General features: G+C 70.7%; 24 protein-coding genes and 1 tRNA gene. 8 read left to right on the plus strand and 17 right to left on the minus strand.

Going from position 1 to position 24,818, the window contains the following annotated elements:
* Positions 1-14: 14 nt before the first annotated feature.
* The 4 genes from ftsE to O2L01_RS05780 all read right to left on the minus strand — a co-directional run bounded on the left by ftsE (position 15) and on the right by O2L01_RS05780 (position 4,330).
* Positions 15-695, minus strand: a complete 681-nt coding sequence (gene ftsE / locus O2L01_RS05765) for a cell division ATP-binding protein FtsE (protein ID WP_205326604.1) — start codon at positions 693-695, stop codon at positions 15-17.
* A 255-nt stretch (positions 696-950) separates the two neighbouring features.
* Positions 951-2,066: a peptide chain release factor 2 gene (prfB, locus tag O2L01_RS05770; RefSeq protein WP_270120941.1), complete on the minus strand. Its 1,116-nt coding sequence runs from the start codon at positions 2,064-2,066 to the stop codon at positions 951-953.
* 152 nt (positions 2,067-2,218) lie between these two features.
* Positions 2,219-2,722, minus strand: coding sequence for a PadR family transcriptional regulator (locus O2L01_RS05775; RefSeq protein WP_030155315.1), 504 nt, complete (start codon positions 2,720-2,722; stop codon positions 2,219-2,221).
* 252 nt (positions 2,723-2,974) lie between these two features.
* A complete protein-coding gene (locus O2L01_RS05780) occupies positions 2,975-4,330 on the minus strand; it encodes a serine/threonine-protein kinase (protein WP_270120943.1) in 1,356 nt (451 codons plus the stop codon).
* A 247-nt stretch (positions 4,331-4,577) separates the two neighbouring features.
* Here O2L01_RS05780 and O2L01_RS05785 point away from each other — a divergent pair, with 247 nt between their 5' ends.
* On the plus strand, positions 4,578-5,387 hold the full coding sequence (locus O2L01_RS05785; RefSeq protein WP_270120944.1) for a PP2C family protein-serine/threonine phosphatase: 810 nt from the start codon (positions 4,578-4,580) through the stop codon (positions 5,385-5,387).
* A gap of 26 nt (positions 5,388-5,413) precedes the next feature.
* Here the strand turns inward: O2L01_RS05785 and O2L01_RS05790 are convergent, their stop codons facing one another.
* Positions 5,414-6,121 (minus strand): TetR/AcrR family transcriptional regulator, encoded by a 708-nt coding sequence (locus tag O2L01_RS05790; RefSeq protein WP_270120945.1) that lies wholly within the window; start codon positions 6,119-6,121, stop codon positions 5,414-5,416.
* 131 nt (positions 6,122-6,252) lie between these two features.
* Here O2L01_RS05790 and O2L01_RS05795 point away from each other — a divergent pair, with 131 nt between their 5' ends.
* Positions 6,253-6,927, plus strand: a complete 675-nt coding sequence (locus O2L01_RS05795) for a hypothetical protein (RefSeq protein ID WP_270120946.1) — start codon at positions 6,253-6,255, stop codon at positions 6,925-6,927.
* A 58-nt stretch (positions 6,928-6,985) separates the two neighbouring features.
* On the opposite strand, the gene O2L01_RS05800 is transcribed toward O2L01_RS05795, so the two are convergent.
* From O2L01_RS05800 to eno, 4 genes are all read right to left on the minus strand, one after another.
* Positions 6,986-7,906, minus strand: coding sequence for a Ppx/GppA phosphatase family protein (locus O2L01_RS05800; RefSeq protein ID WP_270120947.1), 921 nt, complete (start codon positions 7,904-7,906; stop codon positions 6,986-6,988).
* Complete coding sequence (locus O2L01_RS05805; RefSeq protein WP_270120948.1) at positions 7,903-8,448, minus strand: DUF501 domain-containing protein; 546 nt, start codon at positions 8,446-8,448, stop codon at positions 7,903-7,905. Before O2L01_RS05805 ends, O2L01_RS05800 begins: the two co-directional genes overlap by 4 nt.
* 49 nt (positions 8,449-8,497) lie before the next feature.
* Positions 8,498-9,022, minus strand: a complete 525-nt coding sequence (locus O2L01_RS05810) for an FtsB family cell division protein (RefSeq protein ID WP_270120949.1) — start codon at positions 9,020-9,022, stop codon at positions 8,498-8,500.
* Positions 9,023-9,229: 207 nt separating this feature from the next.
* A complete protein-coding gene (gene eno, locus O2L01_RS05815) occupies positions 9,230-10,510 on the minus strand; it encodes a phosphopyruvate hydratase (RefSeq protein ID WP_270120950.1) in 1,281 nt (426 codons plus the stop codon).
* Positions 10,511-10,880: 370 nt separating this feature from the next.
* Between eno and O2L01_RS05820 the strand changes: the two genes are divergently transcribed.
* From O2L01_RS05820 to O2L01_RS05830, 3 genes are all read left to right on the plus strand, one after another.
* Positions 10,881-11,516 carry a hypothetical protein gene (locus tag O2L01_RS05820; RefSeq protein ID WP_270120951.1) on the plus strand — a complete coding sequence of 212 codons (636 nt, stop codon included), beginning with the start codon at positions 10,881-10,883 and terminating at the stop codon, positions 11,514-11,516.
* A 228-nt stretch (positions 11,517-11,744) separates the two neighbouring features.
* Positions 11,745-11,820 (plus strand) — tRNA-Glu (locus O2L01_RS05825).
* A gap of 222 nt (positions 11,821-12,042) precedes the next feature.
* The gene (locus tag O2L01_RS05830; protein ID WP_270120952.1) at positions 12,043-12,453 is read left to right on the plus strand and encodes a four-helix bundle copper-binding protein; all 411 of its coding nucleotides are present in this window, start codon (positions 12,043-12,045) and stop codon (positions 12,451-12,453) included.
* A gap of 63 nt (positions 12,454-12,516) precedes the next feature.
* On the opposite strand, the gene O2L01_RS05835 is transcribed toward O2L01_RS05830, so the two are convergent.
* Entirely contained in the window at positions 12,517-14,454 is a 1,938-nt protein-coding gene (locus O2L01_RS05835) for a heavy metal translocating P-type ATPase (RefSeq protein WP_270120954.1), read from the minus strand.
* A 75-nt stretch (positions 14,455-14,529) separates the two neighbouring features.
* On the opposite strand from O2L01_RS05835, the gene O2L01_RS05840 reads away from it, so the two are divergent.
* Positions 14,530-15,000, plus strand: a complete 471-nt coding sequence (locus O2L01_RS05840) for a hypothetical protein (RefSeq protein WP_270120955.1) — start codon at positions 14,530-14,532, stop codon at positions 14,998-15,000.
* 67 nt (positions 15,001-15,067) lie between these two features.
* On the opposite strand, the gene O2L01_RS05845 is transcribed toward O2L01_RS05840, so the two are convergent.
* Both O2L01_RS05845 and O2L01_RS05850 read right to left on the minus strand, forming a co-directional pair.
* Positions 15,068-15,664 (minus strand): DUF305 domain-containing protein, encoded by a 597-nt coding sequence (locus O2L01_RS05845; RefSeq protein ID WP_270120956.1) that lies wholly within the window; start codon positions 15,662-15,664, stop codon positions 15,068-15,070.
* Positions 15,665-15,736: 72 nt separating this feature from the next.
* Positions 15,737-16,114, minus strand: a complete 378-nt coding sequence (locus O2L01_RS05850) for a hypothetical protein (protein ID WP_270120957.1) — start codon at positions 16,112-16,114, stop codon at positions 15,737-15,739.
* Between the two features lie 256 nt (positions 16,115-16,370).
* On the opposite strand from O2L01_RS05850, the gene O2L01_RS05855 reads away from it, so the two are divergent.
* Positions 16,371-18,422 (plus strand): MSCRAMM family protein, encoded by a 2,052-nt coding sequence (locus tag O2L01_RS05855; RefSeq protein ID WP_270120958.1) that lies wholly within the window; start codon positions 16,371-16,373, stop codon positions 18,420-18,422.
* A 182-nt stretch (positions 18,423-18,604) separates the two neighbouring features.
* Here O2L01_RS05855 and O2L01_RS05860 read toward each other — a convergent pair whose 3' ends face one another.
* From O2L01_RS05860 to O2L01_RS05880, 5 genes are all read right to left on the minus strand, one after another.
* The gene (locus tag O2L01_RS05860) at positions 18,605-19,987 is read right to left on the minus strand and encodes a CshA/CshB family fibrillar adhesin-related protein (protein ID WP_270120959.1); all 1,383 of its coding nucleotides are present in this window, start codon (positions 19,985-19,987) and stop codon (positions 18,605-18,607) included.
* Positions 19,988-20,175: 188 nt separating this feature from the next.
* Positions 20,176-21,117 carry an ABC transporter substrate-binding protein gene (locus O2L01_RS05865; RefSeq protein ID WP_270120961.1) on the minus strand — a complete coding sequence of 314 codons (942 nt, stop codon included), beginning with the start codon at positions 21,115-21,117 and terminating at the stop codon, positions 20,176-20,178.
* Positions 21,044-22,174, minus strand: coding sequence for a FecCD family ABC transporter permease (locus O2L01_RS05870; RefSeq protein WP_270120962.1), 1,131 nt, complete (start codon positions 22,172-22,174; stop codon positions 21,044-21,046). Before O2L01_RS05870 ends, O2L01_RS05865 begins: the two co-directional genes overlap by 74 nt.
* 79 nt (positions 22,175-22,253) lie before the next feature.
* The gene (locus tag O2L01_RS05875; RefSeq protein WP_270120963.1) at positions 22,254-23,330 is read right to left on the minus strand and encodes a FecCD family ABC transporter permease; all 1,077 of its coding nucleotides are present in this window, start codon (positions 23,328-23,330) and stop codon (positions 22,254-22,256) included.
* A gap of 78 nt (positions 23,331-23,408) precedes the next feature.
* A complete protein-coding gene (locus O2L01_RS05880) occupies positions 23,409-23,819 on the minus strand; it encodes a hypothetical protein (RefSeq protein ID WP_270120965.1) in 411 nt (136 codons plus the stop codon).
* 247 nt (positions 23,820-24,066) lie between these two features.
* Here O2L01_RS05880 and O2L01_RS05885 point away from each other — a divergent pair, with 247 nt between their 5' ends.
* Positions 24,067-24,726, plus strand: a complete 660-nt coding sequence (locus O2L01_RS05885; RefSeq protein WP_270120966.1) for an HNH endonuclease family protein — start codon at positions 24,067-24,069, stop codon at positions 24,724-24,726.
* The last annotated feature ends 92 nt before the right edge of the window (positions 24,727-24,818 follow it).

Raw genomic sequence — 24,818 nt, forward strand, 5'->3', positions numbered from 1 at the left:
AATCTGCCTTCCGCTTAGCCGTAGACGCCGCGAGCCTGGTCGCGGACGATCTGGCCGTTCTCGATCTCGATGACGCGACGGCGCATCTGGTTCACGATGTTGGAGTCGTGCGTGACCATCAGGATGGTGGTGCCCGTGCGGCTGATCCGGTCGAGCAGGCGCATGATCTCGATCGAGGTGTCGGGGTCGAGGTTACCGGTGGGCTCGTCGGCCAGCAGCAGCAGCGGCCGGTTGACGAAGGCGCGGGCGACCGCGACGCGCTGCTGCTCGCCGCCGGAGAGCTCGTGCGGGTAGCGGTGCTCCTTGCCGCCGAGGCCCACGAGTTCGAGGACCTCGGGGACGACCCGGCGGGCGACCGAGCGCGGTTTGCCGATGACCTCGAGCGCGAACGCCACGTTCTCGGCGGCCGTGCGGTTCGGCAGCAGCCGGAAGTCCTGGAACACGCAGCCGATGCTGCGCCGGTAGGCGGGGACCTTCCACCGGCGGAGCCTCGTCACGTCGGTGTCCCCGACGGTGATCTTGCCCTTGTCCGGAACCTCTTCACGCAGCAGGAGCTTGATCATCGTGGACTTCCCCGCACCGGTCGGACCGATGAAGAAGACGAACTCTCCCTTGTCGATGAAGACGTTCACGTCCTCCACCGAGGGGCGGTTCGACCGGGGGTAGTGCTTGGTTACACCCTCAAGCTGAATCACGAGGCGGAGTCTAACCGCCGAACCGCGGGGCCGGTCGGGCGGCTCCAGTACAAGCGTGGCATATTTCGCAGTTTCAGCCTCATATGTCACGGCCGTGCGGGGGTTACGACGTGATTTCAGCCGAACGGGGGAAGCCCGCATGGTCAGGCGGCCCATGAACGCTCGGCGGAGCGTCACGAGGCGGCCACGGAACGGTCCCATGCGGACACCCCGACCGCTTTATCCGCCCTTCGGCGCCCGCGGTCCGGCACAGCCCTATTCGGCCTTCTCGCCGCTCTTGCGCCAGCGGATGCCGGCCTCCAGGAAGCCGTCGATGTTGCCGTCGTAGACGCCCTTGACGTCGGCCGTCTCGAAGCCGGTGCGCAGGTCCTTGACCATCTGGTACGGGTGCTCCACGTACGAGCGCATCTGGTCGCCCCACGAGGCCGTGGCCGAGCCGCGCAGCTCGTCGACCTTCGCCCGCTCCTCGTCGCGCTTGCGCTGGAGGAGCTTGGCCTTGAGGACGCCCATCGCGGTCGCCTTGTTCTGCAGCTGCGAGCGCTCGTTCTGGCAGGAGACGACGATGCCCGTGGGAAGGTGGGTCAGGCGCACGGCCGAGTCGGTCGTGTTGACGCCCTGCCCGCCGGGGCCCGAGGAGCGGTAGACGTCCACGCGGATCTCGTCCTCGGGGATGTCCTCGATCTCGTCGGTCTGCTCCAGCGCCGGGACGACCTCGACGGCCGCGAAGCCGGTCTGGCGGCGGCCCTGGTTGTCGTATTTGCTGATGCGCACCACGCGGTGCGTGCCCTGCTCGACCGAGAGGTGCCCGTAGGCGTACGGGCCGTTCACGGCGAAGGTGGCGGAGCGGATCCCGGCCTCTTCGGCGTAGGAGATGTCGTAGACCTCGGTGCCGAAGCTGTGCGCCTCGGACCACCGCAGGTACATGCGCATGAGCTGCTCGGCGAAGTCGCAGGCGTCGGCGCCGCCGGCGCCCGAGCGGACGGTCACGACGCAGTCGCGCTCGTCGTACTCGCCGGAGAGGAGCGTGCGCACCTCGAGCTCGTCCACAGCCTTGCGGATCGACTCGAGCTCGGCGGCGGCCTCGGCGGCCGCGCCCGGGTCGTGCTCGTCGTCGGCGAGCTCGAACATGATCGCGACGTCGTCCATGCGCTCGTGGAGCGAGGCGAGCTTCTTGAGCTCGGCCTGGACGTAGGACAGGCGCGAGGTGATCTTCTGCGCCTGGACGGTGTCGTCCCACAGGCCGGGGTCGGCCGCGGCGGCTTCGAGTTCGGCCAGCTCGCGCCGCAGCGCGGGCAGGTCGAGGACGGCCTCGACGCTGCTGAGCGTCGCCTTCAGGTCACGGAGATCGGAGGAAACATCGACACTGGTCACAACAGATCAGACTACGCCTGTATTCGGGCTCATACGAAACGGGACGCGAGCCCCCGCTAGGGCCGCGTCCCGTTCCGTGCTTGATCGTCGTTCCCCGGGTCAGGGCCCGGCTCTGCTAATGCACGGCTCCGCAAGCGATCGCCGTGCGCGTCCTATCGCTTCTTCAGCCAGCTGAGGGCCGAGCGGTGGTAGCCGATCGCGAACTCCATCGCGATCGCCGCGTTCGGGTCCTCGTCCGCGTAGTCCTTCGCAGCGGCGCGGGCCTCTGCCAAGGCCTCCTGGTGCTGCTCGGTCGCGTCGGCGAACATCTCCTCGGCGGTGTCCTTGGAGAGGTAGTCGAGGAAGGCCGTGCGCAGTGCGACGGGGTCGCGCAGCTGGCCGATTCGGGCCGGCTCATTGAGCCAGCGGGTGAACGCCCGCTTGCCGTTGGCGCTGATCGTGTAGGGCACCGAGGCGCGGGGGCCCGGCTTCCCGACTCGAACGAGGCCGCCTTCGGCGAGGGCGGGGAGTTCGCGGTAGACCTGGGAACGCGTCATGGTCCAGTACGGACCGAGGCGACGGGTCGCCTCGGCCATGAGTTGTCCGCCGGTCATCGGTCCTTCGTGCAGCAAGCCCAGCAATGCTGCTGAGGTTGCGTTGAGTTCTTTTCCTGCCATGCCCGACAGGATGCCATGTGGATGCCCTCATGACAAGTGGACAGCTCCAATGTGTCGATAGACCGTTACCGATACTTGATTGGATGGGTTCACGGATTGCGCTGCAAGCCTTGCGAAACGGTCTGAGGCGTCCACTGGATTGCAACGCCTGTTTCGAGAATTCCAATCGTGTGATCCCGATCGCCCCCATGGGTTGCGATGACTCGGCGTCGCCCGGCGGTCACGGATCATTATCGACTGTCGTGATCGCTTTCAGTTGCGGGGCATCGGGGATCCGATGAGATCCGAGCCGGGCGAGTCGTCGTCCGAACCGCCCTCAGTGGAATCATCGCCCGGGCCTTCCGATTCGGACATTTCATCCGATTCTTGGTCAGGCGATTCGCTATCGGCGTCCGGCCCTTGAGGAGTGGTGGTCTCCTCACTCGGGGTCGCGCTCGTCTCGGCGCCCGATTCCGTTGGCTCGGCGGAGGTCTCGACCGGCGCGGACTCGCTGACGCTTTCGGACGGATCGGCCATATCATCATCATCCGGAAGATCCGGGCGGGCGACCACCCAAAAGGCCCAGACGGCCGCGATCACGACGAAGCATGCCGCGGCGGCGAGGCCGACGACCCAGCCGCGGCCCAGCTTCTCGGAGTCCTTGCCGTACACGGCGCCTCGGTCGTCTCCTGCGGCGCCGGGCTCGGGCGCGGTGAGCATCGCGCCGAGCGCGGCCCGCTCGATCTCGGGCGCGTGCGGGGTCACCGGGTCGTACTTGAAGGTGGCGGTCGCGTCCCGCTCCTTCAGCTTGGGGGCGATCGGCGCGGTCGCCTGGTTCGACAGGCGCGGGGCGAGGCGGCGCAGATCGGCGGCGACCGCGTCGAGGTCCCCGCGGGCGCGCGGGTCGAGCGAGAGGAGCATCTCGACGATCCGCCACAGCTCGGCGTCCACAGCGGCCGGCTTCACCGGGATCTGCGTCAGGTGGCGCTCCACGACATCGGTGATCGAGCCGCCGCGGTAGGCGCTGTGCGCGGTGAGCGCCTCGTACAGGACGAGGCCGAGCGCGTAGTTGTCCACGCCGGGGCTCGCCGAGTCGCCCGAGGCGACCTCCGGGGCGATGTACTCGGGGGTGCCGTGCGAGGGCGCGGTCTTGGACGCGGCCGCGCGGGCGATGCCGAAGTCGATGAACTTCAGGCCGTCCGTGCCCGCCAGCATCAGGTTGCCGGGCTTGACGTCCCCGTGCCGGTAGCCGGCGCGGTGGACGGCGGCCAGGGTCTCCGCGGCGCTCGCGCAGCGGCGCGCGGCCTCAGCGGCCGAGAGCGGGCCGTGCACACGCAGATGCTCACGCAGGTCGAGTCCCGGCAGGAACTCGAGCACCACGGCGCACACCTCGATCGTGACGATGAAGTCCTTGACCGCGACCACGCCCGGGTGGTCGATCGTGCGCAGGATGTCCGCCTCGGCGCGGAAGCTCTCGAAGATCTCGGTCTCGTCGCGCAGCTCCGGACGGAGGACCTTCACGGCCACGATCTCGCCGGTGACCTGGTCCAGGGCCCGCCACACGACGCCCACGGCGCCGCGCGCGATCTCGTGCTCCAGGACGTACCGGTCGGCCAGAACCGTCTGCATGGGTGCTCCTAGGGGGCTGGCGAAGCGGGCTCAATCCACTGTAAAGGGGGCGTCCTCGCAGCTCAGCGCCGGAGTCGCAGGGTGGCACGAACGGGGGATACAGATCAGGGCGGACCAGGCCGGGCGCACCGGGATCAACGGTCGGCAGCGGAGAGTGCCGGGACACTACACTTGCGCCCATGTCCCTCGAACGGCCAAGCTTTGAACAGACAGCCGAATCCCGGTGCGGAATCAGTGGTGATCGCCTGTGACCGAATTGCGTTGGCGCTACGGCGCCGCGACCGACGTGGGCAAAGTCCGCGACCTGAATGAGGACTCCCACCTCGCGTCGCGGCGGCTCCTCGCCGTGGCCGACGGCGTGGGCGGCGCGGCCGCCGGCGAGGTCGCCAGCGGCGTGACCATCGCCGAGGTGACACGGCTCGCCCGCCGCTCCCCCGTCGAGGCCAGCGCCGAGCTGGGCGCGGTGGTCGAGGCCGCCCGCGACCGCATCCGCGCGGCCGTCGCCGAGAACCCCGAGTCCGAGGGCATGGCGACGACCCTCACGGGACTCTGGCTGGGCGACAACGCGGTCGATATCGTCCATATCGGAGACTCGCGGGCGTACCAGGTGCGCGGCGAGGACTTCGTGCAGGTGACCGTGGACGACTCGTACGTGCAGCACCTCGTCGACGAAGGCGCCATCACCCCCGCCGAGGCGCAGGACCACCCGTACAAGTCGGTGGTCACCCGCGTGCTCCAGGCCAACCCCGCCCCCGCGCACTTCGAGACGCGGCCCGCGCTCATCGGCGACCGGTACATGCTGTGCTCGGACGGGCTCAGCGACGTCGTCGACGACGCCGTCATCGAGAACGTCCTCCGCGACTTCGCCGACCCCCAGGCGGCCGCGGACGAGCTCGTGCGGCTCGCGCTCGAAGGCGGCGGCCCGGACAACGTGACCGTGGTCGTGGGCGATGTGGCCGAGCACCGGCAGCCCCGCCGCTGGCCCTGGGTGGTCGCGGCCGCCGGGGTGGTCCTGGTGATCGCGGCGATCGTGGTGGCACTGGCCCTCAGGGGCTGAACGGCTTCCCTTCCCCCGGAAGGGCTTCAGTCGAAGGCGAGCCCGAGGTGGGCGCCTTCGGTGCGGGCGGTGTGGTCGAAGAAGAGGGCGTCGTCGGCCGTGACGTTCGCCAGGTGGCCGTGCAGCTCGTAGCCGATGATGCCGACGAGGCGGTTCCAGGCGAGGATGAGCCGGGCGGTCTCGTCCGGCGTGAACTCGTCGCCTTCCAAGAGCACCAGCATCTCCGGGGTGATCGCCTCGGGCGGGCAGACCGGGCCCGGCGGGGGCGCGAGGGCCCCGGCGCGCCTGGCGTCGGCGGCGATGCGCGCGAGGGTGAGCGGCATGCGCCCGGCGACTTCGATGGTGATGTGCGGGGCGATGTAGCCGGGGATCGGCGTGCCGAAGATGAGCGCGTACTCGTGGCGGTTGGCGACGGACCAGTCGCGCACGGCGCGCCAGACGGCGAGCCAGCGCTCCCCCGGGGCGTTCCCGGGCCGGTCGGCGTGTTCGGCGGCCTCCCCGATCTCGGTGTAGGCCTGGACGATCAGGGCCGTGAGGAGTTCGTCGCGAGAGGCGAAGTAGCGGTAGACGGCCGATGAGGCCATCCCGAGCTCGCGCGCGACCGAGCGCAGGGACAGGTCGCCGGCGCCGCTCTCCCGGAGTTGACGGCGGGCTGCGGCGAGGATCTCGGCGGTGAGCTCGGCGCGGGCACGCTCTCGGGCGGTCTTGACTCTGGCGGGTCTCGGCGCGTTCATGGGGACAGTGTACCGAAACGAGAGCACCGCTCTTGCATTACTGAGGCGAGTATGCAATCATTGCTCTGAACCGAGAGCGGCGCTCTCGAATATGAGCAGTGAACCTGCGGTGAACCCCCTAGGAGCAGCAGATGTCCGTCCCCCAGACCGACCCCCGAGCCCGCATGGGCGCCTTGGCCTTCGCCCTCGCCGGCATCCTCTTCGCGATCTACGAGGCCGCCGCCCCGCGCCTCGACCAGACCACCCTCGAAGGCGCTGAGTCCTGGACGACCGCCGGATGGACGATCGCGCACGTCTCCGCGATCGTGGCCCTCATCCTCGTCCCCCTCGGCTACGGCGCCCTCCGCGGCTACCTCGAGGGCACCCGCAACGAGAAGACCGCCTTCCTGGCCGCGACCATCGGCTACATCGGCTCGGGCCTGACCATCTCGTACTACGGCGCGGAGGTCTACGGCCTCAAGGCGATCGGCCAGCGCGCGGTCGAGGACGGCGACGCGACCATGACCGAGGTCGGCAACGCGTTCCGGTACGACCCCACCGCCATGACCGTCTTCGCGATCGGCTTGGCGCTCATCGCGATCGGCGCGGTGTTCGCGGCCATCGCCGTGTGGCGCTCGGGCACCCTGAACAAGTGGAGCGCGGTGCCGCTCGCGGTCCTGCTGGTGACGATGCTCCCGCAGTACTTCCTGCCGCAGAGCGGCCGGATCGCCTGGGGCGTGCTGGTGGCGCTGGCGTCCCTGTGGCTCGCGGCCGAGCTGTGGCGGGCTTCGGCGAAGCAGCCGGTGAAGGACCTCCAGAACGCTTAAGCGCGAACGGAAAAGGGCGGCCCCGTTGTTGCGGGGCCGCCCTTCTTCGTCGTTTCGTCTACGCGGACAGGGCGATGCCGTCGAGGATGTCGTGCTCGGAGATGAGCACGGAGGCGATGCCGCTGCGTTCCATGATGGTGCGGAGCACGAGCGCGCCGCCGACGATGACGTCGGCCCGGCCCGGGTGCATGACCGGGATGGCAAGGCGCTCTTCGTGGTTCGCGGCGGCGAGGTCGGCGGTCACCTGCACGACCTCTGCGTAGGAGAGGCGCGTGCCGTCGATGGCCTCCGGGTCGTAGGCCTTGAGTCCCAAGGCGATCGCGGCGATCGTCGTCGCGGTGCCGGCCACGGCGACGAGCTCGGTCGCCTCGCGGTCGGCGTCGGCCACGGCGAGCGCGCCGTCGGCGATGCCGGTGATGTCGGTGACGGCCTCGGCGATCTCGTCCGCGTGCGGCGGGTCGGAGCGGAGGTGGCGCTCGGTCATGCGGACGCAGCCGACGTTCACCGAGATCGCCGCGGCCACTTCGGCACCGGTGCCGCGCACGAACTCCGTGGAGCCGCCGCCGATGTCGATGAGCAGGCGCTGTCCATCATGGACAGGGAGGGTGGCGACCGCGCCGGTGAACGAGAGGCGGGCCTCTTCGTCGCCGGAGATGACCTCGGGGTCCTGGCCGAGCACGGACTCGACCATCGACTTGAAGTCGGCGGCGTTCTCGGCGTCGCGGCTCGCGGAGGTCGCGACCATGCGCACGGCCTCGACCCCGTGCTCGCGGATCTGGGCGGTGTAGTCGGCCAGCGCGGCGCGGGTGCGTTCGAGGGCGGCGTCGGAGAGGCGGCCGGTCCGGTCGACGCCTTCGCCGAGGCGCACGACCTCCATGCGGCGCACGATGTCGTGGAGGCGGCCGTCGTCGTCGATGTCGGCGATGAGGAGGCGGATCGAGTTGGTGCCGCAGTCGATGCCGGCCACGCGGCGGGTCATTCGGATGCCTCCTGGGCTTCGGGGTGCTCCTGGGCGCAGCTGCTGCGGGCCCACCATTCGGGGAGCATTTCGATGGCCTCGTCCCCCATGGGGCTGACGCCGGGTCCGGCGGCGAGCGAGTGGCCGACGAGGGCGTGCAGGCACTTGACGCGGTCGGGGAGGCCGCCGGCGGAGATGCCGTCGATCTCGGGGACCTCGCCGAGCCGGGCGCGGCGGGCGAGGTAGTCCTCGTGGGCGCGGCGGTGCTGCGCGGCCAGTTCGGGGTCGGCGCCGAGGCGTTCGTTCATGTCCTTCATGACCCCGCCGCCTTCGAGGCGGCCGATGGCCGAGGCGGCCTTCGGGCAGGTCAGGTAGTACGTGGTCGGGAAGGGCGTGCCGTCGGGCAGGCGCGGCTCGGTCTCGATCACGGCGGGCTGGCCGCAGGGGCAGCGCCAGGCGACGGCGTGCGCGCCGCGGATCGGGCGGCCGAGCTGCTTGCGCACGGCGGCGGCGTCGGCCTCCGAGACGGGCTCGGGCTGCTGGGGCCACTCGGCGGGCTTCACAGCGCAGCGCCCTTCATCGGCTTCGGTGCGTCCTGCGGTGGCACGGCCTTCACTCTGCTGGTTCCTCTGTCTCGTCTGGGTCGACCCGGTCGGCGTCTGCAAAGGTATCGGCCAGCTCGTCGTACCAGGGCCGGTCCTCGTCCGTTTCGTCGTCTGCGCCACCGGTGTGCTTGGGGTCGTCCTCGTCGATGACGATGACGAGGTCCTCGCCGGGGGGTACGAGGAGGAGGCTGGAGCGGATCTGGGCCTTGACGTACTCGGGGTCGTCCCACTTGACGCGCTCGGCCTCGAGCTCCTCGATGTGCTCGGACTGGGCGGACTGCTCGGCCTCGAGCCGGTTGATCTCGATGCGCTGCTCGACGTAGGTGCGCAGGGGGTAGGCGTAGGCGAGGGCCAGCGCGGAGAGGACGAGCGCGAGGATCGCGGCGCGGCGGGAGACTTTGCGGGCGGGGCGGTACCGGACCCGTTTGACCTCGGCGCGGCCCGTCCCGGGGGCGGGGCGGCGGGCGGCACGGGTGCGGCCGGGACCGGTGGATCGTCCTCCCGGGTGGCTGGGTCGGCGGCTCGCGTTCACGGGCCCAGCCTAGTCGATCGGCCCGGGTCGGGACGGCTTCGCCCGGTGCGGGCGGGGCTGTGGAGTTCCCGGGAGCACGAAGGCGCCCGACCCGTTGCGGGGTCGGGCGCCTTCGTCTGCGCTCGTTGCGGTTCCGTTCCCGGAACGGCGGCTTCAGCTTCCCTTCAGGTGGCTTCAGCCTGCCTTCAGGTCGGCCGCCCTATCGTTCTACTTGCCGAACTTGGGGAAGGCGGAGGCGCCGGCGTAGCGGGCGGCGTCGCCGAGGTCTTCCTCGATGCGGAGCAGCTGGTTGTACTTGGCGACGCGGTCCGAGCGGGCCGGGGCGCCGGTCTTGATCTGGCCGCAGGACATCGCGACGGCCAGGTCGGCGATCGTGGTGTCCTCGGTCTCACCGGAGCGGTGGCTCATCATGCAGCCGAAGCCCGCGCGGTGGGCCATCTCGACGGCGTCGGTGGTCTCGGTGAGCGTGCCGATCTGGTTCACCTTGACGAGGAGGCCGTTGGCGGCCTTCTCGTCGATGCCGCGGCGGATGCGCTCCGGGTTCGTCACGAACAGGTCGTCGCCGACGATCTGCAGGCGGTCCCCGACCTTGGCGGTGAGCGCGGACCAGCCGGCCCAGTCGTCCTCGGAAAGGGGGTCCTCGATGGACACGAACGGGTAGGCGCCGATGAGCTCCTCGTAGTAGGCGCTCATCTCCTCGCCGGACTTCTTCTGGCCCTCGAAGAGGTAGGCGCCGTCGGTGAAGAACTCGGTGGCGGCCACGTCCATCGCGAAGGCGATGTCGGTGCCCAGCTTGTAGCCGGCCTTCTCGACCGCGACCGCGATCAGGTCGAGCGCGGCGCGGTTGGACTCGAGGTTCGGGGCGAAGCCGCCCTCGTCGCCGAGGCCGGTGGAGAGCCCGCGCTCCTTGAGGACCGACTTGAGCGCGTGGTAGGTCTCCGCGCCCCAGCGCAGGGCCTCCTTGAAGGTGGGGGCGCCGATCGGGGCGATCATGAACTCCTGCACGTCGACGTTCGAGTCCGCGTGGGAGCCGCCGTTGAGGATGTTCATCATCGGCACCGGGAGCAGGTGCGCGTTCGGGCCGCCGATGTAGCGGTAGAGCGGCAGCTCGGCGGAGTCGGCGGCGGCCTTGGCCGCGGCCAGGGAGGCGCCGAGGATCGCGTTCGCGCCGAGGTTGGACTTGTCCGGGGTGCCGTCGGCGTCGAGGAGGGCCTGGTCGACGAGGCGCTGCTCGGAGGCCTCGATGTCGATCAGGGCCTCGCGGATCGGGCCGTTGACGTTGTCGACGGCCTTCTCGACGCCCTTGCCGAGGTAGCGGCCCTTGTCGCCGTCGCGCAGCTCGATGGCTTCGAAGGCGCCGGTCGAGGCGCCGGACGGGACGGCAGCCCGCTGCAGCGTGTCGTCGTCGAGCAGGATCTCCACTTCGACGGTGGGGTTGCCGCGGGAGTCGAGGATCTCCCTTGCCCGGATGTCTTCAATTGCAGCCACTGTCACTCCTGAAATAGCCGAATCTGACGATCGACCCGATTACGGGGCCGTGTCCGAAGGATTTCGGCCGACCCGACACTGCGTCGGCCACAGCTCCCGAGGATACGCCCTGGACTGGGAGGCGATCCCTCCGAGCCGCGAAAAGGCCGCGCGCGCGACGTCCCCCGTCGCGGTATTGGTGTTGCCCGCAACGCGGACGCTCGTGTTACATGGGCCGTGGACGGACCGCTATATGGTGGAGTCCTATCTCAGATCAGACACCTGTGCTAGGCGTGCCCCCGGATCGCCGCCCATGGCGATGCTTGCGAGCCATGGATTTGCGCACGCGCAACGGCCATCCCCCCGCCTCGCGCAATGGAAGTGGAGCCCCATGATCCTGCAGAACCCCCTGCGGCGCTGCGCGGTACTGAGCGCGGCGGCGCTCTTCGCCCTCGCCGGCTGCTCGGCCGGCGCCGAGGGCGGCGAGTCGGCCTCGGAGGACCAGGCCGCGCTCGCCGAGCTGAGCGGCCGCCTCGTCGAAGGCGACCAGCCCTCCTACACCGCCGAGTACCTCGTCGAGGGCTCCGATGAATCGGTGCTCGTGGCGGTGGACCCCGAGGCCGGGACCGCCGCCGTCATCATCGGCGACCGGCCCAGCCTGTGGGCAGGCGAGGACCAGGCCGAGATGGCCGTCTGGCTCGGCCAGGAACTCGACGGCATCCTCCCCGCCGAGGACACCGTCGCCTCATGGCTCTCGGCGACCGCCGCCGACCCGACCGCCTCGATGGAGTTCTCCGACACCACCCTCGCCGGCGAACTCGCCGACTGCGTCGACGTCCAGGGCGCCGAGGACTCCCCCGTGGGCGCCTACACGGTCTGCGTGACCACCGTCGGCGTCATCGCCAGCGTCACCGCCAAGGCCGACGGCACCGCCTACACCGCCAAACTCGTCAACTACCACGACGGCGTCGACGCCGCCTGGCTCGACGAGATCACGGGCCAGGCTGCCGGGACCGCCAACCAGTAGGATCCGGCGCCACGCGGCGGCGGATCGCGTTACAGTCGCCCGGCGGGCCGGGGCCCGGTGCCACGGGGGTTCACCTGAAAAGGTGTCGGCGCCGACCCGGTCCGCGCCCCTTCCCGAGCCGCCCCAAGGTAGGCCGCGTCACAAGCGGTATCCCGGTTGCGGACACCCACCACCTGCCATGTAGAGTTGTCGTCGTTGCCGCGGCAAGCCGCGATCGACAAAGGCCAAGCTCCCGTCGTCTAGGGGCCTAGGACGCCGCCCTCTCAAGGCGGAAACGGCGGTTCGAATCCGCTCGGGAGTACCAGTAGTAAACGCAGTCGCAGCCTCGGTTTTCGCCGGGGCTGTTTTGCTGTCCCGGAGTCTTTTCAGACGGGGCCTTGGGCGCGGGTCGTGTGGTTACGGTGGGGGTGGCGGGCGTTGGGTCCGCTGACATTCGGTTATGAGCGTCGTGTTCTTCGCTGGCGCGCAGCATGGATCGTCAGGCTTGGCGTTCTGCGTGGTCGCGGCGTGGACGGAGGGAGTCGTCATGACCATGATCACCACGGAGATGCTGGATTCGTACCCGGCTGATCTCGGGGGCATCGATCGGCAGAAGCTCGCGGAGTGCATCCAGGAGTGCTATTCGTGCGCGCAGGCGTGTACGGCGTGCGCTGACGCCTGTTTGAGCGAGGGGGACGTCGCGGGGCTGGTGAAGTGCATCCGGTCGAACCTGGACTGCGCGGACATCTGCTTCGCCACCGGGCAGGTGCTCTCGCGGCACACCGGGTACGACGCGAACCTGACGCGCGCGATGCTGGAGGCGTGCGCGACGGCGTGCAAGGCGTGCGGCGACATCTGCGCCGAGCATGCCGGGCACATGGCGCACTGCGAGCACTGCGCGCGGGAATGCCGCAAGTGCGAGGCGGCGTGCCGCGAACTCATCGGCGCGCTTGGATGACCGTCGAGAGTGGAGTCGAAAGCCCGGTGCGGCAGATGCCGCACCGGGCTCTTTCGTGCGGTGTCAGTCGAGCACGGACGCGACGCTGGCCTCCGGGCGGAGGTCCATGCGGCGCAGGAGCTGTGCGTTGAGGGCGACGACGATCGTTGACAGGGACATCAGGATCGCGCCGACCGACATCGGCAGGACGAAGCCGAGCGGGGCGAGGACGCCCGCCGCGAGCGGGACGGAGACGAGGTTGTATCCGCCTGCCCACCAGAGGTTCTGCTTCATCTTGCGGTAGCTCGAGCGGGACAGGTCGATCACCGAGAGGACCGAGCGCGGGTCGTCGCTGGCGAGGATGACTCCGGCGGAGGCGATCGCGACGTCCGTGCCCGCGCCGATCGCGATGCCGACGTCGGCCTGCGCGAGCGCCGGGGCGTCGTTGACGCCGTCGCCGACCATGGCGACCTTCTTGCCCTCGTGTTGGAGCTCAAGGACCTTCGCGGACTTGTCCTCCGGCCTGACGCCCGCGAAGAACCGCTTGATGCCGAGTTCGGACGCGACCGATGCGGCGACCGCTTCGGCGTCGCCGGTGATCATGACGACCTCGACGTCGAGCCGGTGCAGGGCCGCGACCGCTTGGCGCGACTCGGAGCGGATCTCGTCGGCGAGCTTCACCGCGCCGATCACCTCGCCGTCACGCATGACGTGGAGGATGATCGCGCCGTCCGCGCGCCAGGACTCGGCGATCGCGAGCTCTTGGCCGCCTTGGTCTTCGAGGAGGCGCGGGCCGCCGACTCTGATTTCGCCGCCGTTCACGGTGGCCTTGACGCCGACCGCCGGGGACGAGCTGAAGCCGGAGGCGGACGGGACGGTCAGGCCCCGGTCGTCGGCGGCGCGCACGATGGCCTTAGCAAGCGGGTGCTCGCTGTCGGCCTCGGCGGCCGCCGCCAGCGCGAGCACGTCGTCCTCGGTGTGGCCCATGGCGGGCTCGAGGGCGGCGACCACCGGTTCGCCCTTGGTGAGCGTGCCGGTCTTGTCGAACAGGACGGCGTCGACGGTGCGCATGCTCTCGAGCGCAAGGCGGTCCTTGACGAGCACGCCGCCGCGCGCGGCGCGTTCGGTCGCGATCGAGACGACCAGCGGGATCGCGAGGCCGAGGGCGTGCGGGCAGGCGATCACGAGCACCGTGATCGTGCGGACGACGCCCGTGTCCGGGAGGCCGATGAGCGCCCAGACGATAGCGGTGACGACGGCCGCACCGAGGGCGAACCAGAACAGCCAGCCGGCCGCGGTGTCGGCGATGCGCTGAGCGCGGGACGACGAGTTCTGGGCCTCGGTGACGAGCCGCTGAATGCCCGCGAGCGCGGTGTCGTCGCCGGTCGCGGTGACCTCGATGCGCAGGCCCGAGTCGGTGGCGACGGTGCCGGCGGTGACCTGGTCGCCCTCGCCGCGCGAGACGGTGCGGGACTCGCCGGTGACCATCGACTCGTCCATCTCGGCGCGGCCCTCGGTGATGCGACCGTCGGCCGGGACGCTGCCGCCGGGCCGGACGACGACGAGGTCGCCCACGCGCAGGTCGGCGGGGGCGACGGTGACGGTGCGGCCGTTCTCGACGCGTTCGGCCTCGTCGGGCAGCAACGCGGCGAGGGAGTCGAGCGCGGAGGTGGTCTGGGCGAGCGAACGCATCTCGAGCCAGTGCCCGAGAAGCATGATGACGATCAGCAGCGCGAGTTCCCACCAGAAATCGAGGTCGTGGTGGAGGAGGCCGAGCGTCGCGCCCCAGGAGGCGACGAACGCGACGGAGATCGCCAGGCCGATCAGCAGCATCATCCCGGGGCGGCGGGCGCGGAGCTCGCTCACCGCGCCGGTCAGGAACGGCTTGCCGCCCCAGAAGAACATGACCGTGCCGAGCAGCGGGGAGATCCATTCGGCCCATGCGCCTTCGGGGAGGTCGTAGCCGATGAGCATCGCGAACATGCCGGAGAAGGCCACCACCGGGACGGCGAGGGCGAGCATGATCCAGAAGAGTCGCCGGAACTGGCCCGCGTGGTCGCCGTGGCCGGCATGGCCCGAGTGGGCGGAGTGGTCGGCGTGGCCGCCATCGTGGCCGGCGTGGGCGACGTGATCACCATGGGCCGCATGGGATTCGTGGCCCGCGCGGTCGGGGTGACCGCCACCGGCAGCGTGGGCTTCGTGATCCGCGTGGGCTTCGTGACCTGCGTGATCGTCGTGGCCAGCGTGGCCTTCACGGCCCGCGTGTTCGGCCTCGGGGTGGTGGTCCATGTGGTCGGCGTGCGGGTTCGACTCTTCCGGCTCACCGTGGTGCTCATGGCCTTCGTGCCCGGAATGGTGGCCGTGCGCCTCGTGGTCGTGCTCGTGATGCGTCTCGGGATCGGGCCCGGTGTGGCCGTGCGATCCGTGTCGGGAGTCGTTCATGTCTTTCCCCTCGATGACGAGAGCGGTATTCGAATCATGGTGGAGGCGCCGGCCGGCGGCACCCGGTTCGCCGCGATCGGTGCGCGTCGCCGCTCGCCGATCCATTTATACCCCCATGGGGTATAACTGAAACCTCTTTATACCCCCTGCGGGTATCAGCGTCAAGATGGTGCGACGCGGCCCACCCCGGCGATTACAGGCGGGCCATGATCGCTTCGAGCTGCGCGACCTCGGCGGTCTGCGACTCGGCGATCTGGGCGGCGAGCGCCTTGGCCTCGGCGTTCTGGCCGTCGGCGATCTCGGTCTCGGCCATCTCGATCGCGCCCTGGTGATGGGCGATCATGTGGTGGACGAAGACCTTGTCGAACGCAGTACCGTCGGCGGCCTCGAGCTCGGCCATCTCCTCGTCGGTCATGATCCCCGGCATGTCCATGCCGTGGTCCATCTCGGTCGGCTCGCCCCAGGCCTCGAGCCAGCCGGCCATCGTGTCGATCTCGGGGTCCTGGGCGGCCTTGATCTGCGCGGCCAGCTCCACGACCTCGGGGTCGGACGCCCGGGTCTCGGCGAGCTCGGCCATCTCGACGGCCTGCTCGTGGTGCGGGATCATCATCTGCGCGAACATGACGTCCGCGTCGTTGAAGTCCTGGGACTCCTCCTCGGAGGAGGACCCGTCGCCGTGGTCCATGCCGTCCATGCCGTCGTCGCCGCCGCAGGCGGCGGCGAAGGCGAGGACCGCGAAGGCGGCGAGGCCGGCCGAGGCGGCGCGGCGCATGCTGAAGGAGCGTTTCATGATCGGTTGCTCCTGTCGGTGCGAATGGCTTGCGGATTCGGGTCGAAGCGGCACTGCGGCCGTCGTTTCGGCCTAAATCCGGAACACCGAGAGCTCCATGAAGGACCATCTGACGCCCGTGAGGAACGCGTTGGCCCGCAACCGGATCGAATCGCGCGCTCGGACCGCGCGCTGCGCGATGAGCGAAGGCGCCCCGATGAGGGACGCGAGGATCGTGAGCACCGCCAGGCACATCGCGGTCAGCATCGCCACGCACAGCGCGCCCGCGTGCCGGTGCGCGTCGTCCTCATGAGCGTCCGCGCCGGACTCCACGGGCATGGCGGCCTCGACGGCGTGGGAAACGGTGTGGTCCTGGCAGACGTGCCCGCTGTGGGCGGACGAGTGCATCCACAGCACGCCGAGGGCGATGACGATCATCGCCACTCGCAGACATGCGCGGTACCAGTTCACTGCGTCCGCAATCCTCCGACGGCTCGGCGGCCCGCCCTCCGGGATTACCCCCGAGGGGTAGGCGCGATTCGCGGACGATCGTAGCGCGCCGGCCGCTCGGCGTCCCCGGCCCGCTCGGGTTCGGGAGACACCTTCGCGGGGCCGGGAGGACGGGAGCCGTTTCCGGAAATCAAGCACAATGGAATGTTGACGCAGTAGGCTGCCGAATCTGCCATAGGCTGCCTGCATGTATGCACGAGGAGTGTCCATAAGGGTTTTGGCGATCGCGCTTTCCGTACTGTTGGCCCTGATCGCGAGCATGATGGTCTTCGACCGGCCCGCCCAGGCGCAGGCGAGCGGGGCGTGGAACGAATGGGCGGACTTCGCGGGCGGCGCCGGCGACTACCGCGCGACGACGACCTTCGCAACGGGCCCGTTCATCGCGGGCGCCATCGGCTCCAATTCGCGCGGCGGCGGAGTCGGCATCATCTCCGGGGCTTCCACCTGGCTGTCGGCCGGGACGCCGATCGGCGCGAAGTACGGCGCTTCGAGGAACTCCCCTTATCTCAATCTGCGGCCGCAGGCCGACCGAGCCGACTCCCCCTCGTACACCCGGTACGTCTTCGACGAGCCCGTGCCGCCGGGCGGCTGGGCGTTCGCCCTGGGCGACATCGACGCCGACCAGGTCGAGGTGGTCGCGAAGGGGCCGGACGGGTCGGCCCTGTCGGCGGCGCAGCTCGGGTTCCAGGGGACCTTCAACTACTGCGGCTCCGCCTCGGCGGGGGGCCCGGCGTGTTCCGGGGACGGGACCGACCAGCCGACGTGGAACGCCGCGACGCGGACGCTGACCGGCAACGCCGCGGCCGCCGACACCGACGGCGCGAGCGGCTGGTTCGAGCCGACCGTCGAGGTCCAGTCGCTCACCTTCGTGTTCACCCGCCGCGCGGGCTTCCCGGTGTACCAGACCTGGTTCGCGTCGCTCGGCTGCGACATCACCGGCGCGGTGACCGACTCGGGCGCGGCGGCCGAAGGGGTGACGGTCAACCTCATCGACGAGGCCGGGCACGTGCTCGACTCGACCGCGACCGCCGCCGACGGCTCGTACTCGTTCGCCGACTACATGATCGGCGGCCGGTACACCGTCGAGGTCATCGCGCCCGACGGGAAGATCGTCGACGGCGCCAAGCGGCAGCAGGTGGACCTGAGCTCGTGCCCGGCCGCCGCGGCGGACTTCCAGGTGCGGGACATCGTGCCGACCTCGGTGGGCGGCACCGTCTCCACCACCGACGGCGAGGATCTGGGCGGCATCTCCGTGACGCTGCGGCTCGAGAACGGCGACACCGTCACCACGGTCACCGACTCCAACGGCGACTACCTGTTCGACGACGTTCCCGCCGGCGCCCACGTCATCGTCATCGAGCGCCCCGCAGGGTACGACTACGAGGGGGTCGAGGAGCGGCCGGTGACCGTCGCGCCCGCCCAGACCACCCCCATCACCGGGCAGGACTTCCTGCTGACCCAGCGCCCGGACGTGGCAGGGACGGCGACGGCCTGCGGCGAGCCCGTGGGCGGCGTGACGGTGACGCTCACCGGTCCCGGCGGGAGCACCGAGTCCACGGTGACCGACGGGTCCGGCGCGCACCGGTTCGCGGGTCTCACGGAGGGCGACTACTCGGTCGAGGCCGATGTGCCCGTCGGGCACACGGCGGTCGGGTCGACGACCCGGGACGTGACCATCGCCGCCGATGTCGATGTCGAGGACGTCGACTTCGTTTTCTCCAGGCCCACCGCGGTCGTGGGCACCGTGACCGGCCCGGGCGGCGATCCGCTGGGCGGGGTCCGGCTCACGGTCACGCCCGAGGGCGACTCGCCCCGGCAGGCGGCCACGGCCGAGGACGGCACGTACAGCGTCGGCGATCTGCCGCCCGGGACCCACACCGTGGCGATCGCCGCCCCGGCGGGTTACGAGGTCGACGGCGAGGACGAGCGGACCGTGTCCAACACTGGGACCTGCAGCGACGCGGTCGCGGACTTCGCGCTGGTCGAGGCGGACGAGCCCGGGGACCCGGGCGACGCCGGCACCGGTGACCCCGCGCCCGGCGATTCCGGTCCCGGCGAGCCGGCTCCGGGTGCCGACCCGGGCGAGGATCCCACCGGCGGTCCCTACGACGGTGAGTACGAGGGTGAGTACATCGGGGACGACCTGCCGGGTACCGGCATGAACCTGTGGCTCGGGATCGCCGCGGCCGTGTTCCTGCTCGGAGGGGGCGCGGTCATGATCGCGGCGGCGCGGGCGGAGCGGAGTGAGGCGTCCGATCCGCTGTTCTGAGAGGCGTTGAGCGGCAAGGGGAGGGCGGGGGGGGGGGGCCCGCCGCCCCCGGGGGGGGGGGGGGGGCGCGGGGGGCGCGAGGGGCAGGGGGGGGTTCGGCGCCCGCTCCGTTGTCCTGCGCGGCGTGCCGCGCCCCGGGGCGGCCGGGCGGGCGGCCCCGCCCTCCCCTGTCGTTCGGAGCGTCAGACGCTCGGCCATTCGTCCTCGGTGCGGCGGGCGCGGCGGATCATGATCCAGCCGGCCGCGGCGGCGGCGAGGGCGACCGCTGCGAGGGTGCTGTAGAGGATCGCGGAGCCGCCGGTCACGGGCAGGGCGCTGCCGGTGTACTCGTCGGAGGTGTCGGGGTCGGTCCCGGGGTCGGTCAGTGCTTCGGAACCGCTCGAGCTCGGGTCGGGATCCGGGTCTGGATCAGGGTCGGGGTCAGGGCCCGGGTCGGTGCTCGGGTCCGGTTCAGGGGACGGGCCGGGAGGTGTGCCGGTGTTGGTGACCGTGCACCGGATGTCGTCGCCGACCTTCACGTTCACGACCTGGGAGGTGCCGCCGCCGGAAGGCAGGGACGCGTCGTCCTCGCCGTTGTTCGTGCACACCCAGTCCTGGGTGTAGGTCGAGAGGTCGGTGGCGCCTTCGGCGGTCTCGGCGAGCGTGTAGTCGCGCCCGCCCGGGGCCGCGAGGACCGTCTGCGACTCGATCTTGCCGGAGTCGCCGCCGTTCGTGGAGCCCTCGCCGATGACCAGGCCCGACTCGTCCTCGATGGACATGGCGAAGGAGTCGTCGCCGTCGGTCTTGTCGACCACGGTCTTGTCCATGCCGACCTTCGCGGTGAGGATGCCGAACGCGACGCCCTGCACGGCGTTCGCGGTCCGGTCGAGGAAACTGATCGACGTGGAGACGGGGGCGACGGAGTAGACGATGATCTCGTCGACCGGGAGTCCTCCCGCGGTGTTGCCGTTGCAGGTGACCGTGGTGGTGCCGATGCCGGTGAACGCGCCGCCGCACGCGGGCTGCGCGTCCGGCATGGTCGCCCGAGCGAGCTCCTCGATGGGCTGGTTCGACTCGAACGTCAGGCCCTCTTGGCGGTTGGTGGTCTCGGCGTCGGCCATCACGATGCCGTAGCCGTCGACGGCGGCGCCGGACGGGCCGGTGACGACCAGGTCCTGGATGACGAGCGTGCCGAGGTCGCCGGACGCACCGGTCCCGGCGTCCACCTGCTGGTAGAGCGCGGGCTTGCCGGGCGTGCCGGTGTAGACGGTGTTGCCGATCGGGGCTTTGGCGTACGTGGGGAAAGCGGTCGGCTTGAGCACGCGGTAGCCGTTCACGCCCGGGGTGAACTTGAAGGTGAACGTCATCGTGTAGTCGGGGGTCAGCTCGATCGTCATCGGCTGCCCGGCCGCGCTCATCGCGGTCGCCTGGTCGAAGCCGCTCATGTCGATCCAGCAGATCGTGTTGGCGTACGGACCGCCCGAGCCGTACCCGCATCCTGTGGTCTGCGCCGCCGCCGGAGTCCCGAAGAGGGCCCCGGCGGCGACGAGGGCGAACGCCGTCGCCAGTCTGGCAAAAATCTTCACTGTGAAAGTCCCTGCGTGATCGCTGGAGAAACTGGAGATACCGGTACGAGCGACATCGACTGTCGCATGTGTCCGATCAGTCCGGCCAGCATAAGGGACTGCGCAGGTCGCAAGCGTCATCTCGGCGTCGTGCCGAGCGGGAAAACGACGAACGGGCCGCCCGAGGGCGGCCCGTGTCGCGTGGCCGGTCAGACCGCGAGGTACTGCTCGAGGTCGTCCAGGATCATGCCGGCGGCGGTGACGCCGATGCCGGTCATCCAGACCTCGTCGTCGACCTGGTGGGCCTTGCCGTCCTGGACGGCGGGAATGGACTGCCAGAGCTCGCCGCCGGTGTAGTCGGCGAGCATCGCCTCGCCGTCGGTGCCATACGCGCAGTAGAAGATCACGTCGCCGCCCACGGTGTCGAGCTCCTCGGCGGAGACCTCGCCGAAGCGCCGGTCCTCGGCGCCGTTCAACTGCTGCAGCTCGGGACGGGCCAGGCCGGTGTCGCCGAGGACGATGCCGGAGAAGGAGTCCGGGCCGTAGAAGCGGATCTGGTCGGGCATGAAGCGGACCAGGCTCACCTCGGTGGCGAGGGCGTCGCCGAGGGAGGTGCCGAACTCGGCGGCGCGGGTCTCGTAGTCGGCGAGGAGCTGCTTCGCCTCCTCGCCCTTGCCGAGGGCGTCGCCGTCGAGGAGGAAGTTCTCCTTCCAGGTGACGCCGACCTGCTCGGTGAACACGGTCGGGGCGATCGCGTTCAGCTCGTCGTAGAAGGCCTCCTGGCGGAACTTCGAGCCGAGGATCAGATCCGGCTCCAGGGCCTCGATGGCCTCCAGGTCGGGTTCGGCGGTGGTGCCCACGACCGCGACGCCGGAGAGGTCGCCGAGGTAGGTCGGCAGCTCGGTCTCGCTCGCGCGGGCCGCGCCGACCGGGGTGACGCCGAGGGAGAGCGCGGTGTCGATCTTGTCGGTGTCGAGGACGACGACGCGCTGGGGCTCGGCGGGGATCTCGGTGGTGCCCATCGCGTGCGCGATGGAGCGGGTCTCACCTTCGGCGTCGTTGCGTTCGGCGGCGGGGTCAGAGGTCCCGCAGGCGGCCAGCGCGACCGCGCAGGCCGAGGCGAGGCCGGCGGCCAGGAGTGCTCTTCTCATTTCGGGTTCCTTTCGTCAACAGCAGGTAGATGAGGTAGGCGCCGCCGAGCGCGGCGGTGAGGACCCCGGCGGGCATCTGGTAGTCGCCGAAGGCGGTGCGGCCCAGCCAGTCCGCGAGGACGAGGAGGATGGCGCCGGTGAGGGCGGAGGCGAGGAGCGGCGGGCGGGAGGTGCGGGCGAGGCGGCGGGCGATCTGGGGCGCGGCGAGGGCGACGAACTCGACGGCGCCGACCTGCGAGACGGCGGCGGAGGCGAGGACGACGCCGAGGACGGCGAGGCCGAGGCGCCGCCCGGTGACGCGGACGCCGATGCCGGTGGCCGTGGGGTCGTCCAGGTCGGTGGTGTCGAGGGCGCGCTGGGCCCAGACGAGGAAGGGCAGGGCGAGGAGGAGGAAGACGCCGAGGAATCCGGCCTCGGTCCAGCCGCGCCCGGCGAGGGTGCCGATGAGCCAGATCTGGGCGCGCTGGGCGTCGATGGCGTCCGCGGCGAGCAGGAGGATCTGCGTTCCGGACTTGAGGAGCACGGCGACGGCGACGCCCGCGAGGACGAAGCGCGGCGCGGAGAGCGAGCCGCGGGCGGCGACCATGAGGACGATCGCGGCGGCGGCGAGGCCGCCGGTGAGGGCGGCCGGGGCGAGGAGGGCGTATGAAAGGCCGGCGGTGAGCGCGAAAGTGGCGGCGAGGCCGGCGCCGGCGGTGACGCCGATGATGTCGGGGCTGGCGAGGGGGTTGCGGGCGACGGACTGGATGAGGGCGCCCGCGATGCCGAGGGCGCCCCCGGCGGCGACGGCGAGGACCGTGCGGGGCAGGCGGAGCACCTCGATGGTGCGGTCATAGCCCGTGGTGCCGGTGAGGGTGGCGATCGTGTCCGCGAAGGTGATGTAGGTGTCGCCCAGGCAGAGTGCGGCCGTGACGGCCCCGAGGAGGGCGACGAGGAGCAGGACGCACACGGCGGCGCTGCGGCGGTGCATGGTCACGGAGAGGGCGCCGGAGCGGAGGACGGTGCGGCCGGGGAGGCGCAGCGCGCGGTGCTCGGGCGGCGTTTCGGTGCGGGTCATCGGGACACCGCAGGGGCGGGGGTGAGCGCGACGCGTTTGCATCGCTTCGAGAGGCGGGAGGGCGTGTTGTCGTTGTGGGTCATGCGGTCACGGTCCTTGCGCGCCTTACCAAGGCGATGAGGAGTGGGGCGCCCAGACATGCGCAGATGATGCCCGCCGGGGCTTCGCCGGGGACGATGACGCGGCCGATGACGTCGGCGGTGAGCAGCATGCAGGGGCCGAGCATGAGGCTCAGGGCGATCTGGGCGCGGTGGGTCGCGCCGACGGCCCAGCGGGCGAGGTGCGGGATGGCGAGGCCGATGAAGCCGATCGGCCCGGCGGCGGCGACGGCAGCGCCCGTGAGGAGCGCGACCGTGATCGCGGCGGCGGCGCGGGTGAGGCCGACGCGGTGGCCGAGCCCGGCGGCGGCCTCGTGCCCGAGCTGCAGGCCGTCGAGGCTGCGGGCGGCCAGGAGCGCGAGTGCGATGCCGCCCAGGAGGAACGGGGCCATGCCCCAGGCGACCTCGGCGTCGCGTCCGGCGAGGGAGCCAACGGCCCAGAAGCGGTACTGGTCGAAGGAGTGCACGTCCGTGGCGAGCACCGCGTAGACCATCGCGGAGAGGCTCGCGTCGAGCGCGGCGCCGCAGAGCGCGTACGTGACCGTGCCGCCGCCGGTGTTCCGGGCGGCGACCGTGGAGACCGCGTAGCCCACGAGCCCGGCGGCGAGGGCCCCGGCGATGCCGAGCCACACGTACTGGCCGATGCCGGTGAGGCCCAGGACGCTGAGGCCGATGACGACGCCGAGGCTGGCGCCGGCGGCGACGCCGAAGATGCGCGGGTCGGCGAGGGGGTTGCGGGTGAGGGTCTGCATGAGGACGCCGGCGACGGCGAGGCCGGCTCCGGCGAGGAGGCCGACGGCGGTGCGGGGCACGCGCTGGTCCCAGACGACGGCGGCCGCGATGGGGTCGGCGTGGGTGAGGCCGTGCCAGACTTCGACGGGGGTGAGGTCGCGGGCGCCGATCGCGAGCGAGGCGATCACGATGAGGCCCAAGGCGATCGCGGCGGCGGCGATGGTGAGGGCGCGCCCGCGCGCGGTCCGGGCGGGTCGCGGTCTTGAGAGGCGCGGTCTTGAGAGGCGCGGTCTCGAGAGGTGCAGACGGGCGGCGGGGAAGGGCACGCCCTAGAGCATAGGGGAGCCTAACCTAATGGGAAAACGTCGTGTGCGGAATGTGATGTGCGCTCTCGAAGGCGCAGGTCATTCGGGGTAGCGGATGCCGGCGGCGACGGCTTTGACCGCTTCGAAGCCCTTGCGCTCGAACGGGTCGCGGACCTCGACGGCGAGGCCCGGTTCGATGAGGCGGGCGATCTCACGCTCGCTCGCGAAGCCGTCGTCGCCGAAGTCGTTCGGGATCCAGTCGTCGCCGCGCTCGTGGTACTCGACCAGGAACTCCTTGAGCGCCTTGAGGTCCTTGAGCCGGGGCGCTCGCATGACCTGCACCTGGAGGTCCACGCGCCAGGAACCGGGCTCGACCTCGGTCTCCCACACGCGCTGCGTGCAGTCGACGCCCTCCCACTCGGTCACGAAATCCGAAGGCGTGCCGAGGTCTTCGGGCAGGTACGTGAGGGCGAGGCCGTCCAGGCGCGATTCAGTGCCGCTGATCGTCATGCCGCGATCGTACCCATCTGCCTCCGTGGGAAACCGGACTTGGCGACACACAAGCCGCATGCGCCTGGATGTCCACATCGGGATGATTTCGTAAGTTTGCAGTGTCCTGTGGGTAAAAGATTGTCTTCGCCCCTTGCGCGGCAATGACATCCCATGATTCGATGATTCACGAGTGAACAACGCATTCACGTGCGCCGTTCCCGCCCGTCCCCCTGAATCCGCCGGTCACTCCCCCACAGGAGCCTCCATGCAAGCAGTCCAGCGCGCCGCGAAGCGTGCCGCCGCCCTCGCCGCGGCCGCCTCGCTCGCCGTCATCACCGTGCTCGTCTTCGACGTCGCGCCCGCCGAGGCCGTGCGGCCCCCGGGCATTCCCTCGCTCTCGACCGCGCAGTCCGAGCTCGGGCAGCTCACGGTCGCGAACGAGTCGAACGGCGACTCCTACGACCGCGACCTCTTCCCGCACTGGTCCTCCGTGGGCGGCGGCTGCACCGCCCGCCAGTACGTGCTCAAGCGCGACGGCCAGAACGTCGAGACCGGCTCCGACTGCCAGCCCGACTCCGGCAACTGGCAGTCCGACTTCGACAACACCTGGACCACCACGGTCTCGAACGCCACGGTCGATCACGTCGTGGCCCTCTCCGAGGCCTGGGCCTCCGGCGCGAGCCAGTGGACGACCGCGCAGCGCGAGGACTTCGCGAACGACATCAGCTCGCCGCAGCTGTGGATCGCCACGACCTCGATCAACTCGACCAAGGGCGACAAGGACCCGGCCGAGTGGCTGCCGCCGAACACCTCGGTGCGCTGCGACTACGTCAAGGCCTGGACGCACGTCAAGTACCTGTACGACCTCTCCGTGAACTCCGCGGAGAAGACCGCCATCCAGTCCGCGTTCAACACCTACTGCTAGGCGAGCAGAACGGCGGGCGGCCGCGGGGCGGGGGGGGGGGCGCGGGGTGGGGGTAGGCCGGCGGCGGGGGTGGCGGGCGGGGGGGGCCCCGC

The organism is Glycomyces lechevalierae (genome assembly GCF_027622945.1).
GTDB lineage: Bacteria > Actinomycetota > Actinomycetes > Mycobacteriales > Micromonosporaceae > Glycomyces > Glycomyces rutgersensis.